Raw genomic sequence first — 14,062 nt, forward strand, 5'->3', positions numbered from 1 at the left:
CGAAAGCCGTTGAGTCCGCAACCACTGTCATGACACATTAACGACCGACAGGACTTTGAGTGACGGGATTATTACCCTATGGAGTACATGAGATTTAATCCACTCTGGGCGGACGGAACCGTATCTGAAGTGGGTGCGAGTCGTTGGTGCGACTCCGCGGGCGGCGCGTTACTGCGCTTCTGGTTCCACGCGCTTCGCGTTGAACGCGTTCTGCGCCAGCACGAAGCCCTTCTCGATGATCGCCTCGACGGCGTCGGCCGCGAGCTCGATGTTCAGGTCCACTTCGGGGCGTTCGGCTTTCGCAAAGTCCTTGAGGACGTAGTCGGCCGCGTCCTGGCGGCCGGGCGGGCGGCCGACGCCGAAGCGGACTCGGGCGTAGTCCTTGGTGCCCAGCACTTTCGAGAGCGAGCGCAGGCCGTTGTGGCCGCCTTCGCCGCCGCCGCGCTTGAGGCGCAGCTCGCCGAAGGGGACGTCGAGCTCGTCGTGGACGGCGATCACGGACTCGGGCGGGATCCCGAAGTACTGGGCGATCGGTCCGACGGCCTCGCCCGAGAGGTTCATGAACGTCAAGGGCTTGACGAGAATGACGCGAGGCCCGCCTACCCCCAGGCGGGCCTCGCAGACTTCGGCGCGGTACTTGCGGACCGCGGCGAAACGGCCGCCGGCGCGCCGGGCGAGCGCGTCGACGACCATGAAACCGACATTGTGGCGGTTCGCGGCGTACTTCGGCCCGGGGTTGCCCAGGCCGACCACGAGCGTCGGGGTGTCGGTCATGCAGATCTCGGTGGTTACTCGGCGGCGGCGGGGGCGGCCGGAGCGGCTTCGCCCTCGGCGGCCTCGTCCTCGTCGGCGGCTTCGCCGCGCGGCTCGCTCACGGAGGCGAGCACCAGGTCGCCGTCCGAGAGGATGACGATGCCCTCGGGGACCTCGACCTCGCGCACGTAGCGCTGCGAGCCGATGGCGAGGCCTTCGATGCTGACCTCGATGGACTCGGGGATGTGGGTCGCCTCGGCCTCGACGGTCAGGGTGTTGAGGTCGTGCACGACCAGGCCGCCCTTCTCCGCCTCGCCGACGAAGTTGACCGGGATGTCGGTGGTGATGGTCTCGCCGCGGCGGACGATCAGGAGGTCGGCGTGGACGATGTCGTCACGCAGCGGGTCGCGCTGGATGTCCTTGGGGATCACCAGCTCGCGGGTCCCGTCGGTGACCTCGATGGCGATGAGCTGGTTGGCGCCGCCCTTGCGGATGGCGGCGGCGAGCTCAAGCGAGGGAAGGGAAATGTGGAGCGGCTTCTCGCCGTGGCCGTAGACCACCGCGGGAACCTTTCCAGCCCGGCGCGTACGGCGGGCACCGCCCTTCCCGAAGTCAGTGCGAGGCTCGGCGCTGATACGAACTTCGGACACGGAAATACTCCCCTGTTTTTTAGCAACATTTCATGCGGCGCTCGACGCTCACGTCGGCATTCAGAAGGGCACACGAGCCCTGAAAAAAGACCTACGCCTTTGCGTCGATTACGGCGCCCTCTGGAGGACACCCTCGCCGTCGGCAACCCCACCAGAGTACTACGCGCATCAGATCAGGCTTGACACGGGCGTCGATATGTGACTTACGAGAGACCGCCGAAGAGGGTGGTGACGGAGCCGTCGTTGAAGACCTCCCAGATGGCCTTCGCGACGAGCGGCGCGATGGAGAGGGTGGTGATCTTCTCGAGGTCCTGGGCTTCCTTGGGGAGGGGGAGGGTGTTGGTCACGATGACTTCGCTGACCGGGGCCTTGGCGAGGCGCTCGACGGCGGGGCCGGACATGATCGCGTGCGTGGAGGCGATGACGATGTCCTCGACGCCGGACTCCTTGAGCATCTCGGCCGCCGAGCAGATGGTGCCGGCGGTGTCGATCATGTCGTCGATGAGGAGGCAGGTGCGGCCCTCGACGTCGCCGACGACCTTGTGCGCGACGACCTGGTTGGGCTTGAGCGGGTCGCGGGTCTTGTGCACGAACGCGATCGGGCAGCCGCCGAGGCGGTCGGACCAGCGCTCGGCGAGGCGCACGCGGCCGGTGTCGGGCGAGACGACGGCCATCTGGCGGTCGGCGTACTTCTCCTCGACGTAGCGCGCGAGCGTGCCCATGGCGAAGAGGTGGTCGACGGGGCCGTCGAAGAAGCCCTGGATCTGGGCGGTGTGGAGGTCCACGGTGAGGATGCGGTCGGCGCCGGCGGTCTTGAGCAGGTCGGCCATGAGGCGCGCGGAGATGGGCTCGCGGCCGCGGTGCTTCTTGTCCTGGCGCGCGTACGGGTAGAACGGCAGCACGACGGTGATCCGCTTGGCCGAGCCGCGCTTGAGCGCGTCGATCATGATGAGGGTCTCCATGACCCACTCGTTGATCGGCGCGGGCATGGACTGCACGACGAAGGCGTCGCAGCCGCGGACGGACTCCTGGTAGCGCACGAAGAGCTCGCCGTTGGCGAAGGAGTAGGCGCTCATCGGGGTCGGTGCGACCCCGAGGTGCTTGCCGATCTCCTCAGCCAGCTCCGGGTAGGCACGCCCGGAGAACAGCATGAGCATCTTGGAGTTGACAGCGGACATGCTCGCCATGACGTGGGCTCCCCCAGTAGGTCGTCTCACCTGAACCTCGACGGTTCCAGTGTCCCTTGCCCGGCGCCGGAGCGCGAGGGGACCGGGGGGTTTAGTGTCCCGTCACGCTTCCGACACTCCCGCCTCACCCTTCGCACGCCGCGCTGCTCTGTCGGACACCGTGCCGGGGCGCTTCTTGGCGACCCAGTCGGTGAGCGCGGCCTGGCGGGCGCGGGCGACGCCGAGGTCCCCGGGGTTGACGTCCTTGACGATGGTGGAGCCGGCCGCGACGTACGCGCCGTCGCCGACGCTGACAGGGGCGACGAGCACCGAGTCGCAGCCGATGAACGCGCCCTCGCCGATCTCCGTGCGGTGCTTCCTGGCGCCGTCGTAGTTGGCGGTGATGACGCCGCAGCCGATGTTGGCGTTCGCGCCCACAGTCGCGTCGCCGAGGTAGGCGAGGTGGTTGGCCTTCGCGCCTGCGCCGATCTCGGCGTTCTTGGTCTCGACGAACGCGCCGATCTTGGACTGCTCGGCGAGCTTGGAGGCCGGGCGCAGGTGGGCGAACGGGCCGACGTGGGCGCCTTCGCCGATGTGCGACTGGTCGGCGTGGCTGCGCACGACGACGGCGCCGGAGCCGACGATCGTGTCGGTGAGCGTCGTGTCGGGGCCGATCTCGGCGCCTGAGTCGACGGCCGTGGCGCCCTTGAGCTGCACGCCCGGGTGGATGAGCACGTCCGGGGCGACCTTGGCGGTGGCGTCGATCCAGGTGGTCTCGGGGTCCTCCATGGTGACGCCCGACTTCATGAGGTCGTTGTTGATGCGGCCCTGCATGATGCGGCGCAGCCCGGCGAGCTGGGCGCGGTCGTTGCAGGCCAGGACCTCGGTCGGGTCGTCGACGACGACGGCGCCGATGGCGTGCCCGGCCTCGCGGGCGAGCTCGAGCACGTCGGTCAGGTAGAGCTCGCCCTGGTCGTTCGCCGAGGTGAGCTTGGCCAGCTGTTCGCGCAGGACCTGCACGTCGAAGGCGTACGTGCCGGAGTTGATCTCGCGGATGGCGAGCTCGTCGAGGTCGGCGTCGCGGTGCTCGACGTTGCGGAGCACGTTGCCCTCGCCGTCGCGCACGATGCGGCCGAACCCGGTCGGGTCGTCCACTTCCGCGGTGAGGACCGTGACGGCGTGGCGGGCCTTCTCGTGGACCTCGACCAGCTCGGTCAGGGTGCTGCGGCGCATGAGGGGGGCGTCGCCGCAGAGGACGACGACGGTGCCTTCGAGGTCCGGGTAGGCGTCGAGCGCGGTGCGCACGGCGTGGCCGGTGCCGAGCTGCTCGGTCTGCAGCACGGTCTCGGCGTCCGGCGCGGTCCTGTCGAGGAAGCCGGTGACCTGGTCGGCCGCGGCGCCGACGACCACGATGCGGTGGTCGGGCTGGAAGGACTTGGTGCTGCGGAGGACGTGCCCCAGCAGGGTCCGCCCCAGGAGTTCATGGAGGACCTTGGGTTTCGCCGACTTCATGCGGGTGCCCAGGCCAGCGGCCAGGATGATCGCCGAACGCTCACTGCTCATGATGGGCCATGGTAGTCGGTGGCCGAGCGGTGAACGGGCCGACCCGGCGACCTGCCCCGTCACCGAATCGTTACGAATGGAACACGTTCTCCATCCCGCTGACACTTGTGCGAGCTGCGTCACTCATCATATGTTGCAGACAACAACAAACCTCGGAGGTACCTCTCATGCACCTTCTCAGCAGCTCCCGCCCACGAATCGCTTTGGCCGCCACCGCAGGCGCGGTCCTCGCTCTCACTCTGACCGCCTGCGGACAGGACGACGGCGGCGGCGCCGCCGACACCCCGCTCATCGGCGTCATCCTCCCCGACTCCGCCTCCTCGGACCGGTGGGAGACCGCCGACCGCAAGTACCTTGAAGCGGCCTTCGAGGCGGCCGGCGTCGAGTACGACATCCAGAACGCCCAAGGCAGCCGCGAGGACTTCCAGACCATCGCGGACCAGATGCTCACCAAGGGCGCCGACGTCCTGGTCACGGTGAACCTCGACTCGGGCACCGGCAAGACCGTCATCGAGAAGGCCAAGTCCCAGGGCGTGGCCACCATCGACTACGACCGGCTCACCGAGGACGGCGGCGCCGACTACTACGTGAGCTTCGACAACGAGCAGGTCGGCATCCTCCAGGGCGAAGGCCTCGTCTCCTGCCTCGAAGGCGTCGCCGACCCGCTCGTGGCCGAGCTCAACGGCTCCCCCACCGACAACAACGCGACCCTGTTCAAGAACGGGTACGACTCGGTGCTCCAGCCGCTCTACGACGGCGGGACGTTCACTAAGGGCCCCGACGAATGGGTGCCCGACTGGGACAACGCCCAGGGCGGCACGCTCTTCGAGCAGATGCTCACCGACACCGGCACCGAAGTGGACGGCGTGCTCGCCGCCAACGACGGCCTCGCCCACGCGGTGATCACCGTCCTCGAGCGCAACAACCTCAACGGCACCGTGCCCGTCACCGGCCAGGACGCCACCATCCAGGGGCTCCAGAACATCCTCACCGGCGACCAGTGCATGACCGTCTACAAGGCGATCGAGGAGGAGGCCAACGCCGCCGCCGAACTCGCCGTGGCCCTCGCCAACGGCGAGACGCCCACGACCGACGCCACCGTCACCGACCCGGTGAGCGGCGCCGAAGTGCCGTCCGTGCTCCTCGAGCCCGTCGCCATCACCGCCGAGAACATCCAGCTCGTCGTCGACGACGGCTTCGCCGACCCGGCCGAGCTCTGCGCCGGCGAGTACGCGGCGCTCTGCACCGAGCACGGCATCGGATAGGGGCTGCGCGTGCTGCTCGAACTCAACGGGCTCTCGAAGCGCTTCGGACCGGTTGAAGTCCTCTCCGACGTCGATCTCGCGATCGACGCCGGAGAGGTCTGTGCACTGGTCGGCGACAACGGCGCCGGGAAGTCCACCCTCGTCAAATGCGTGGCCGGCATCCACGGCATCGACGGCGGCGCCATCAGCGTCGACGGCGAGGCCCGCACCATCTCCGGGCCGCGCGACGCCGCGGCCCTCGGCATCGAGGTCGTCTACCAGGACCTCGCGCTCTGCGACAACCTCGACGTCGTCGAGAACCTGTTCCTCGGACGCGAGAAAGTACACGGGCTCATCCTCGACGAGGACTCCATGGAGCAGCTCGCCGCCGAGACGCTCTCCTCACTCGCGGTGCGCACCATCAGGAACCTCCGCCAGCCGGTCGCCAGTCTCTCGGGCGGCCAGCGCCAGACCGTGGCCATCGCCAAGGCGGTGCTGTGGAACTCGCGCCTGGTGATCCTCGACGAGCCGACGGCCGCGCTGGGCGTCGCCCAGACCCGGCAGGTGCTCGAACTCATCCGGCGCCTCGCCGACCAGGGCCTGGCCGTCCTCTACATCTCCCACAACCTCAACGACGTCTTCGCCGTGGCCGACCGGATCGCCGCGCTCTACCTGGGGCGCATGGCGGCCGTGCTCGACGCCGCCGACGCGACCCAGTCGCAGGTGGTCGAACTCATCACCAGCGGCCGGTCCGGGTCCCTCGGGCTCGGCGCGGACACGAACGGAGCCCGGACGTGAGCACGCAAGTCGAAACCCGGCCTGAGGCCGGGACCGAACCGGGCGCGGTGCGCGCCGTCGCCGATCATCTGCGCGGCTACTGGGCCGAGGTCAGGTCGGGCGAGGTCGGCGCGCTGCCGGCCGTGGCCGGGATCATCGCGCTGTGCGTGTTCTTCGGGATCTCGCAGCCGGTGTTCCTTTCCGTGGGGAACCTCGCGAACCTCTTCGGGCAGGGCGCGGCCGTCGCGTGCATCGCCATGGGACTGGTGTTCGTGCTGGTCATCGGCGAGATCGACCTGTCGGCCGGGTTCGCCTCGGGCGTGTGCGCGGCGGTGATGGCGGTGATCCTCACGAACTGGGGGATGCCGTGGCCGCTCGCGATCGGCGCGGCCATCGCCACGGGCGTGGTGATCGGGCTGCTGCTGGGGACGCTGGTGGTGAAGCTCGGCATCCCGTCGTTCGTGGTGACGCTCGCGGCGTTCCTGGCGTTCCAGGGGATCGTGCTCATGATCCTCGAAGAGGGCAGCAACATCACGATCCACAACGAGACGGTCAAGGCCGTCGCGGGCGGGAACCTGGAGCGCTGGCAGGGCTGGACGCTGCTGGTGCTGACGATCGCGGCTTACGCTGCGCTGCAGTTGAACCGGTGGCGGCGGCGCGTGGCGCGGTCGCTCGTGCACGAGCCGCTCGCGGTGGTGGCGGCGCGGATCCTCGCGCTCGCGGCGCTGTTGACGGCGACGGTGTTCCTGCTGAACCTGGAGCGCTCGGCGAACCCGCAGATCATCTCGCTCACCGGCGTGCCCGTGGTGGTCGCGCTCCTCGGGGCGTTCTTCGCGATCTGGACGTTCGTGCTGCACCGCACCAGGTTCGGGCGCCACCTGTACGCGGTCGGCGGCAACGCCGAGGCGGCGGTGCGCGCGGGCGTGAACGTCGACCGGGTGCGCATCGCCGCGTTCGTCATCTGCTCGGGCATGGCCGCGATCGGCGGCATCGTCGCCGCCTCGCGCGCGGCCTCGGTGGACCCCAACACGGGAGGGTCCAATGTGCTCCTGCTTTCTGTGGGGGCGGCCGTCATCGGCGGTGCTAGCCTCTTCGGTGGCAAGGGCACGGTGCGGGCGGCCCTGCTGGGAGGAGCGGTCGTGGCGATCATCAACAACGGGATGGGCCTCATGGGCCTGAGCGCCGGGGTGCGGTTCGGCGTGACCGGCGCGGTCCTGCTGCTCGCGGCGGGCGTGGACGCCATGTCCCGGGGCCGGGGCAAGCTCTTCGGCAGGCACTGACCGGTGGCCCTGCCCCCGGCCGTGGAGCTGCGGCGGCGCAACCGCGCGGCGCTGCTGGAGCAGCTCCACCGGCACGGTCCGCAGACCCGCGCGGAGCTCACCGAGGCGTTGGGGCTCAACCGCTCCACGATCGGCGCTCTGGCCACCGACCTGGCCGATTCGGGGCACCTGCAGGAGACGACGGGGCAGTCGACCGGCTCGGCCGGTCGGCCCTCGACGCTCGTGGCCTGCGTGCCGCAGTCGATCACGGTGTCGGCGGTCGAGATCCGCGCCGACCGGCTGCGGTTCGCGCTCGTCGGCCTCGGCGGCGAGGTGCTCGAGCGGTCGGAGACGGCGCTCGAGGAGGGGGCCGACGCGATGACGGCCGTCGCGGGGCTCACCCGCGGGACCGCCGCGGCAGCGGTGGCGGCCATGCCGGGCCTGGTCGATGAGGGCACGGTCGCGCACTCGACCGAGCTGGGCTGGGTCGACCGGCGGGTGGCCGCCGATCTCGAGGCGGCGACCGGCCGGGAGTGGAAGGTGGTCGACACGGCGACGGCCGCGGCGGTCGGCGAATGGGCGCGCGGCGACGCGCGCGAGGCCCGCAAACTGCTCTATCTGCACGGCGGCCGCGGCTTGACCGCCGGCCTGGTGATCGAGGGCCGCGCGCAGCGCGGCGGCTCGATCCAGTTGGGGCACATCGTGGTCGAGCCCGGCGGACGCGAGTGCGAGTGCGGGCTGCGCGGGTGCCTGGAGGCCGAGATGGAGGTGCGCGCCTACGCCGAGGACATCGAGCGCACCACGCTCGCGGCCGGCATGGGCGACGGCGCGGCGCGGGACTGGCTCCGCCGCTCGGGCGAGGACCTGGGGCGGGCCCTGGGCGCGGTCGTGACCGCGACGGGCCCCGACGAGATCCTGTTCGGCGGCTGGCTGCGCGAGCTGTACCTCTCCACGGCCGCGCCGGTGCGCTCGGCGCTGGCGGAGACGACCCTCCCGCATCTGCGCTCGAAGCTGCGGCTGCGCACGCCGGTCCTCGGCGACGAAGGCGCGCTCATCGGCGCGGCTGAGACGGGATTCGAAGCGGTCTTCGACCGGATGCGCTGATGCGACGCTGCGCTTCAAATCCAAGCCCGCGGGCACTGCGACTGAGAATGGTGCACCGACCCGGTCAGCGGTCGTGCGAGCGGTGCTGCTGGCTGGCCCGCCAGGACTCGAACCTGAAATGACTGAACCAAAATCAGTAGTGTTGCCAATTACACCACGGGCCATCGCGGGCAGCGCTTTTCAGCGACCCGCGCGAGCAATCTTAGCAACCCGCCGGGGCGCTACCCGTCCGACCACACGTGCTTCGGGACCTGGTCGAGCACCTGGTGCAGGAACTCCGCGTAGTAGAAGATCTCTTCCGGCTTGAGCCCGCCCGGCCGGAACGTCATCAGCCACGCCCCCTCGAAACGCCAGCGGATCGTGCGGGCCCGCGGGTCGGCGAGCATCCACTCCATCGTGCGCGGGTGGATCACGTCGTGCGCGTACCTCGGGCTGGGCGAGGCGATCTTGAACCTGTCGTTGAACGCCCGGTTCTCGAACGTGATGTCCTTGTCGAACCGCCGGCTCAGCGCGTTCTCGTGCGCGATGTCGAGCAGCGGCCGCATCGCGGGGAGGCTGATCGCCACCACCTGGTAGTCGTGCGTGCTGGTGGAGTCCCCGCTGCTGACGTGGTACCGGAGCTGGAAGCAGTGCAGGTGCACGCCGCGGAAGGTGCCGCGCAGGACGTCGAGCGCCTCGTGGCCGCTGCCGGTGGTGAACGGCGGGTGCCGCGAGAGCCCCAGCGCCGACTGGTCCCGCGGCCAGTACTGGAAGCCGTAGTGGGCCGCCCAGGCCGCGAGCTGCGCGATGTGCCGCTGGCGCGACCGCCGCGAGTAGACGATCGCGATCGCGATGGCCCCGCCGGGGATCCCCAGGCACACCAGGGCGAGCACGGAGATCACCACGCCGCTGAGGGCTGCCGTCACGTTGCCTCCTTCGCCGCCCGGGTGCGGAGACGCCGCCGGGCCGCGTCGTCCGACGCGGCCCGGCGGGCCCTCAGTTGTTCGCCCACACGTGTCTGGGCACCTGTCCGAGGATGTCGATCAGGAAGTCCGCGTAGAAGAAGACCTCTTCGAGCTTGAGCGCGCCCGAGCGGGAGGTCATGAGCCACGGCCCCTCGAACCGCCACGAGTACGACCGCGCGCGCTGGTCCTGGAGCATCCACTCCATGGTCCGGGCGTGAATGATGTCGTACGCGAACCGGCGGTTCGGCGACTTGATCCGGAAGATGTCGTTGAACGCCTGGTTCTCGAAGTCGATGTCCTTCGCGAACCGCTTGGTCAGGAAGTTCTCCTGGCTGATGTCCAGCAGCGGCCGCGCGGTCGGCAGGCCGATCGCCACCACCTGGTGGGTGTGCGTCTGCGCTTCCTTGCCGCTGCCGGTCGTGTACTGGTACTGGAAGAACACGATGTGCACGTTCTTGTACATGCCGCGGAAGACGTCGATGCCCTTGCGGGAGTGGCCTACGTTGAACGGCTCCTCAGTGGACAGGCCGGTCACCGAGTTGTCGCTGGGCTCGTAGTGGAATCCGTACTGGGCCGCCCAGGCCCGGAACATCGCGATCTTCTTCTGCCTGGCGCGCCAGGCGAAGTAGATGCCGACACCGACCACGATCAGGCAGAGGACGTAGGCCCACCACGGCAGGTCGCCGCTGGAGTTAGACACGGGGTGTTTCCTTCTTACGGGCGTTCAGGGCTGGGGCACGGCTCGCAAGCTTCGCCGGTGGAGCAGGCGCCGGGACTACCGGCCGTAGGGCTGCTGGCCGTAACCGGGCTGCTGCGGCTGCTGGGGCTGCTGCGGGTAACCGGGCTGGGGCGCGGGCTGGCCGTAACCGGGCTGCGGGGCACCGTAGCCGGGCTGGGGCTGCTGGCCGTAGCCGGGCTGCGGGGCGGGCTGCCCGTAACCGGGCTGCTGCGGCGGCTGCTGCTGGTAGCCGACCTGCTGCGGCTGGCCGTAGCCGGGCGGCATCTGGCCGGGCGCGGGCTGCGGCGGCATCTGCTGCTGGACCGGAGGCTGCTGCATGTAGGCGGGCTGGCCCATGTCGCGCATCTTCGGGGCCGTGCGGGCCGCCGGGTTGTCGAGCTCGAAGTACTCCTCGGGCTTGAACCCGCCCATCTTCGCGGAGATCGAACCGGGGAAGACCTGCAGCGCGGTGTTGTACTCGCGCACGTTCGCGTTGTAGAACCGGCGCGGAGCCGCGATGCGGTTCTCCGTCTCGGTGATCTCCTGCTGGAGCTGGAGGAAGTTCTGGTTGGTCTGCAGGGCGGGGTAGGACTCCTGCATGTGGATCACGCCGCGGATGGCGTTCCCGAGCTGGCCTTCGGCCTGGCCCTGCTGGGCGTGGCCCGCGCTGGGGTCCTGCCGGGTCTGCATGGCCATCGCGCGCGCCTCGGCGACCTGCCGCAGCGTCGCGTTCTCGGAGCCCGCGGCCTGCTGCACCACGTACATCAGGTTGTCCAGCAGGTCGTACCGGCGCTGGAGCTCGACATCGATCTGCGCCCAAGACTCCTGGGTGATGTTGCGCATTCGCACCAGTTTGTTGCGGCCGCCGAGGGCGGCGAACACCAGGATCAGGCCGATCAGCAGCAGGAGGATCAGGATCCAGACGATTGGGTTGTCCATAGAGCGTGAGCTTAGTGCATCTATGCCAACGGGAGGGCACCGCTCAAAGCCGTGTGACGGCCTGTGGGATCCGCCGGAAGCGGTGCCCTCCCGTTGCTGAACGATATGGTCGGAATCAGCCCATCGCGTGTTCGACGACCGCGACGAGCTCCGCCGCCACCGACTGCGCCACCGGCTCCTCCGAAGCCTCGACCATGACCCGGACGAGCGGCTCAGTGCCCGAAGGCCGCAGCAGGACCCGGCCGTCCGAGCCGAGCTTCGCCTGCCACAGCGCCACCGCGCTGCGCACGTCCGCATGGTCGATCACGGACTTGTCGGTCACCCGCACGTTCACCAGCACCTGCGGCGCGGGGGTGAACACGGAGGCGAGCTCCTCCAGGGACTTCCCGGTAGCGGCCATGCGCGCCAGCAGCAGGATCGCCGTGAGCGTCCCGTCGCCCGTGGTCGCGTGGTCGGAGACGATGATGTGCCCCGACTGCTCGCCGCCGAGCGAATAGCCGCCCTCGCCGATGCGCTCGAGCACGTAGCGGTCGCCCACTCCGGTGACCTCGAGCTTGATCCCGGCCGCCCCCATCGCCTGGTGCAGGCCGAGGTTGCTCATCACCGTCGTGACGAGCGTGTCGCCGCGCAGCTGCCCGGCCTCGCGCATCGCCAGCGCCAGGATCGCCATGATCGCGTCGCCGTCGACGTCCGCGCCGTTCGCGTCCACCGCGAGGCAGCGGTCCGCGTCGCCGTCGAGCGCGATACCGGCGTGCGCGCCGTGCTCGACGACGGCCGCGCGCAGCCCGCCCATGTGGGTGGACCCGCAGTCCTCGTTGATGTTGAGCCCGTCGGGGTCGGCGTTGATCGTGATGACCTCGGCGCCCACGCGGCGCAGGGCCTCAGGTGCCGCGCCGGTGGCCGCGCCGTTGGCCGGGTCGAGCACGACCTTGATGCCGTCGAGCGTGTGCGGGCAGGCCGCGACCAGGTGGTCGATGTACGACTCGACCGGGTCGACCGAGCGCGCGATGCGGCCGACGCCGTCGCCCTGCGGCAGCGGCGCGGGGTCGTCCATGGCCGCCTCGATGGCGTCCTCGACCTCGTCGGGGAGCTTGCGGCCGCCGGCCGCGAAGAACTTGATGCCGTTGTCCGGCATGGGGTTGTGCGAGGCCGAGACCATGACGCCGAAGTCGGCGCCGGTCAGGGCCGTGAGGTGGGCGACCGCGGGCGTGGGGAGAATGCCCAGGTCGATGACTTTCACGCCGGCCGCGGCGAGGCCGGCGGCGCTGGCGGCGGCGAGCATGTCGCCGGAGGCCCGCGGGTCGCGGCCGATGACGGCGACGGGGCGGTGGTCGACCGCGCCGAGGACTCGCGCGGCGGCGATGCTGAGGCGAAGTGCCAGGTCGGGCGTGAGGTCGGCGTTCGCCCGCCCCCGTACGCCGTCGGTGCCGAACAGTCGTGACACGGTGTGGCTTCCCATCGTTGTGGCATAAAAAAACGGGGGCTGCCGAGGATGTCCTCCTCGGCAGCCCCGTCGCTTGTGCAGACTAGCGCGTTCGCCGCCTCCGTGAAACTCGCGGCTCGCAAGCTTCGCCGGGGGCGGCGAAGGCGTGCTAGCGCTTCGAGTACTGCGGTGCCTTGCGGGCCTTCTTGAGGCCGTACTTCTTCGATTCCTTCTCGCGGGCGTCGCGGGTCAGGAAGCCGGCGGCCTTGAGGGCCGGGCGCATGTTCGGGTCGACCTCGAGCAGGGCGCGGGCGATGCCGAGGCGGAGCGCGCCGGCCTGACCGGTGGCGCCGCCGCCCTTGATGTTGACCAGGACGTCGAAGTTGTCGCCGGCCTCGACGGTCACGAAGGGCTCCGCGACGGTCTGCTGGTGGACCTTGCTCGGGAAGTAGTCCTCGAGGGTCTTGCCGTTGACGACGTACTTGCCGGTGCCGGCGACCAGGCGGACGCGGGCGATCGCGCGCTTGCGGCGGCCCACGGTCTGGATCGCGCGGTCGGACGGCACCACGGGGATGCTCGGCACGGACGGCGCGGCGGCGACATCGGCGGGGACCTCGACGACGGGAACGTCGGCGGGGGCTTCGGCGACCTCGGCGACGTCGGCGGGGGTCTCGACGACCTCGGCCTCAGCGGCCTCGGGGGCCTCCGCGGCTGCAACAGCCTCGGGGACCTCGGGGGTCTCGGTGGTCTCGGGGACCTGGGTTTCGTCAGTCATGTGGTTGCTCCTTCTCCGCCCGCGCCTACTGCGCGATCTTCTTGATCTCGTACGGCTTCGGCTGCTGGGCGGTGTGCGGGTGACCAGGACCCGCGTAAACCTTCAGCTTCTTGGACACGGCGCGACCGAGCTTGTTCTTCGGCAGCATGCCGAAGACGGCCTTCTCGACGACCTTGTGGGGGGCCTTCTCCATGAAGTCGGCGTACGACTTCTCCTTGAGTCCGCCCGGGAAGCCGGAGTGGCGGTAGGCCTTCTTGGTCTGGAGCTTGTTCCGGGTCAGCACGACCTTCTCGGCGTTCACGATGATGACGTAGTCACCGGTGTCCGCGTTCGGTGCGAAGGTCGGCTTGTGCTTGCCGCGGAGCAGTTCGGCAGCGTGCGTCGCGAGCCGGCCCAACACCACGTCGGTCGCGTCGATCACGAGCCACTGCGGGTCAATGTCACCCGGCTTAGGGCTGTACGTGCGCACAGGTTTACCTAGCTTTCGTTGTCGGTGTGGAACGAATCCCGCAGATGAGGGCGGGACCGCCTGAATCCCCTGGGCCGTGATCGGCGCGCTCCGCGGCGCTGGGCCGCGGGCGTGGGATTCGTTGGACAGTGCTTTCGCGGTGAAGCTTGCGGGCCGTTAGCGGGCCCGGTGCGAAGGCACTCGAACAACAGCTGCCAAGTCTACGCGGTGGTGGCGGCCCCCCTGAAGGCGGCCGCCGTGACCTCGGCTACAGCCGTTCAGCGCGGGAGTCCCGTCGA

14 protein-coding genes and 1 tRNA gene are annotated in these 14,062 nt (G+C 69.7%); 4 read left to right on the plus strand and 11 right to left on the minus strand.

Annotated elements, in window-relative coordinates; translation table 11 throughout:
* Positions 1-168: 168 nt before the first annotated feature.
* The 4 genes from pth to glmU all read right to left on the minus strand — a co-directional run bounded on the left by pth (position 169) and on the right by glmU (position 4,132).
* Positions 169-774, minus strand: coding sequence for an aminoacyl-tRNA hydrolase (gene pth / locus O2L52_RS12060; RefSeq protein WP_270115690.1), 606 nt, complete (start codon positions 772-774; stop codon positions 169-171).
* 14 nt (positions 775-788) lie between these two features.
* Positions 789-1,403: a 50S ribosomal protein L25/general stress protein Ctc gene (locus O2L52_RS12065; protein WP_270115692.1), complete on the minus strand. Its 615-nt coding sequence runs from the start codon at positions 1,401-1,403 to the stop codon at positions 789-791.
* 203 nt (positions 1,404-1,606) lie between these two features.
* Positions 1,607-2,590 carry a ribose-phosphate diphosphokinase gene (locus O2L52_RS12070; protein WP_270115694.1) on the minus strand — a complete coding sequence of 328 codons (984 nt, stop codon included), beginning with the start codon at positions 2,588-2,590 and terminating at the stop codon, positions 1,607-1,609.
* Between the two features lie 102 nt (positions 2,591-2,692).
* Positions 2,693-4,132: a bifunctional UDP-N-acetylglucosamine diphosphorylase/glucosamine-1-phosphate N-acetyltransferase GlmU gene (gene glmU, locus O2L52_RS12075; protein WP_270115696.1), complete on the minus strand. Its 1,440-nt coding sequence runs from the start codon at positions 4,130-4,132 to the stop codon at positions 2,693-2,695.
* A gap of 167 nt (positions 4,133-4,299) precedes the next feature.
* Between glmU and O2L52_RS12080 the strand changes: the two genes are divergently transcribed.
* Genes O2L52_RS12080 through O2L52_RS12095 form a run of 4 tightly spaced genes read left to right on the plus strand, consistent with a single transcriptional unit; the run spans position 4,300 to position 8,516 of the window.
* Positions 4,300-5,397, plus strand: a complete 1,098-nt coding sequence (locus tag O2L52_RS12080; RefSeq protein WP_373897029.1) for a sugar ABC transporter substrate-binding protein — start codon at positions 4,300-4,302, stop codon at positions 5,395-5,397.
* Positions 5,398-5,400: 3 nt separating this feature from the next.
* Positions 5,401-6,174: an ATP-binding cassette domain-containing protein gene (locus tag O2L52_RS12085; RefSeq protein ID WP_344471276.1), complete on the plus strand. Its 774-nt coding sequence runs from the start codon at positions 5,401-5,403 to the stop codon at positions 6,172-6,174.
* Positions 6,171-7,433 carry a sugar ABC transporter permease gene (locus tag O2L52_RS12090; RefSeq protein WP_270115701.1) on the plus strand — a complete coding sequence of 421 codons (1,263 nt, stop codon included), beginning with the start codon at positions 6,171-6,173 and terminating at the stop codon, positions 7,431-7,433. The genes O2L52_RS12085 and O2L52_RS12090 overlap by 4 nt, the downstream gene beginning before the upstream one ends.
* Before the next feature lie 3 nt (positions 7,434-7,436).
* A complete protein-coding gene (locus O2L52_RS12095; protein WP_270115703.1) occupies positions 7,437-8,516 on the plus strand; it encodes an ROK family transcriptional regulator in 1,080 nt (359 codons plus the stop codon).
* Between the two features lie 89 nt (positions 8,517-8,605).
* On the opposite strand, the gene O2L52_RS12100 is transcribed toward O2L52_RS12095, so the two are convergent.
* The 7 genes from O2L52_RS12100 to rplM form a co-directional block, all read right to left on the minus strand.
* A tRNA-Gln gene (locus O2L52_RS12100) sits at positions 8,606-8,680 on the minus strand.
* 57 nt (positions 8,681-8,737) lie between these two features.
* The gene (locus O2L52_RS12105; protein WP_270115704.1) at positions 8,738-9,421 is read right to left on the minus strand and encodes a hypothetical protein; all 684 of its coding nucleotides are present in this window, start codon (positions 9,419-9,421) and stop codon (positions 8,738-8,740) included.
* Positions 9,422-9,491: 70 nt separating this feature from the next.
* Positions 9,492-10,160 (minus strand): hypothetical protein, encoded by a 669-nt coding sequence (locus tag O2L52_RS12110; RefSeq protein ID WP_270115705.1) that lies wholly within the window; start codon positions 10,158-10,160, stop codon positions 9,492-9,494.
* A 75-nt stretch (positions 10,161-10,235) separates the two neighbouring features.
* Positions 10,236-11,117: a LemA family protein gene (locus O2L52_RS12115; protein WP_270115706.1), complete on the minus strand. Its 882-nt coding sequence runs from the start codon at positions 11,115-11,117 to the stop codon at positions 10,236-10,238.
* Between the two features lie 115 nt (positions 11,118-11,232).
* Entirely contained in the window at positions 11,233-12,561 is a 1,329-nt protein-coding gene (gene glmM / locus O2L52_RS12120; RefSeq protein ID WP_270115707.1) for a phosphoglucosamine mutase, read from the minus strand.
* Between the two features lie 148 nt (positions 12,562-12,709).
* The gene (gene rpsI / locus O2L52_RS12125; protein WP_373897030.1) at positions 12,710-13,315 is read right to left on the minus strand and encodes a 30S ribosomal protein S9; all 606 of its coding nucleotides are present in this window, start codon (positions 13,313-13,315) and stop codon (positions 12,710-12,712) included.
* A 25-nt stretch (positions 13,316-13,340) separates the two neighbouring features.
* Positions 13,341-13,784: a 50S ribosomal protein L13 gene (gene rplM, locus O2L52_RS12130; protein ID WP_270115708.1), complete on the minus strand. Its 444-nt coding sequence runs from the start codon at positions 13,782-13,784 to the stop codon at positions 13,341-13,343.
* Between the last annotated feature and the right edge of the window lie 278 nt (positions 13,785-14,062).

It is taken from the genome of Glycomyces algeriensis (assembly GCF_027622855.1).
Taxonomy (GTDB): Bacteria; Actinomycetota; Actinomycetes; order Mycobacteriales; family Micromonosporaceae; genus Glycomyces; species Glycomyces algeriensis.

Bases quoted from the DNA above. Each gene is read 5' to 3' on its own strand.
- rpsI (WP_373897030.1), bottom strand. From the start codon at position 13,315: ATGACTGACGAAACCCAGGTCCCCGAGACCACCGAGACCCCCGAGGTC.
- glmU (WP_270115696.1), bottom strand. From the start codon at position 4,132: ATGAGCAGTGAGCGTTCGGCGATCATCCTGGCCGCTGGCCTGGGCACC.
- O2L52_RS12070 (WP_270115694.1), bottom strand. From the start codon at position 2,590: ATGGCGAGCATGTCCGCTGTCAACTCCAAGATGCTCATGCTGTTCTCC.
- O2L52_RS12115 (WP_270115706.1), bottom strand. From the start codon at position 11,117: ATGGACAACCCAATCGTCTGGATCCTGATCCTCCTGCTGCTGATCGGC.
- O2L52_RS12080 (WP_373897029.1), top strand. From the start codon at position 4,300: ATGCACCTTCTCAGCAGCTCCCGCCCACGAATCGCTTTGGCCGCCACC.
- pth (WP_270115690.1), bottom strand. From the start codon at position 774: ATGACCGACACCCCGACGCTCGTGGTCGGCCTGGGCAACCCCGGGCCG.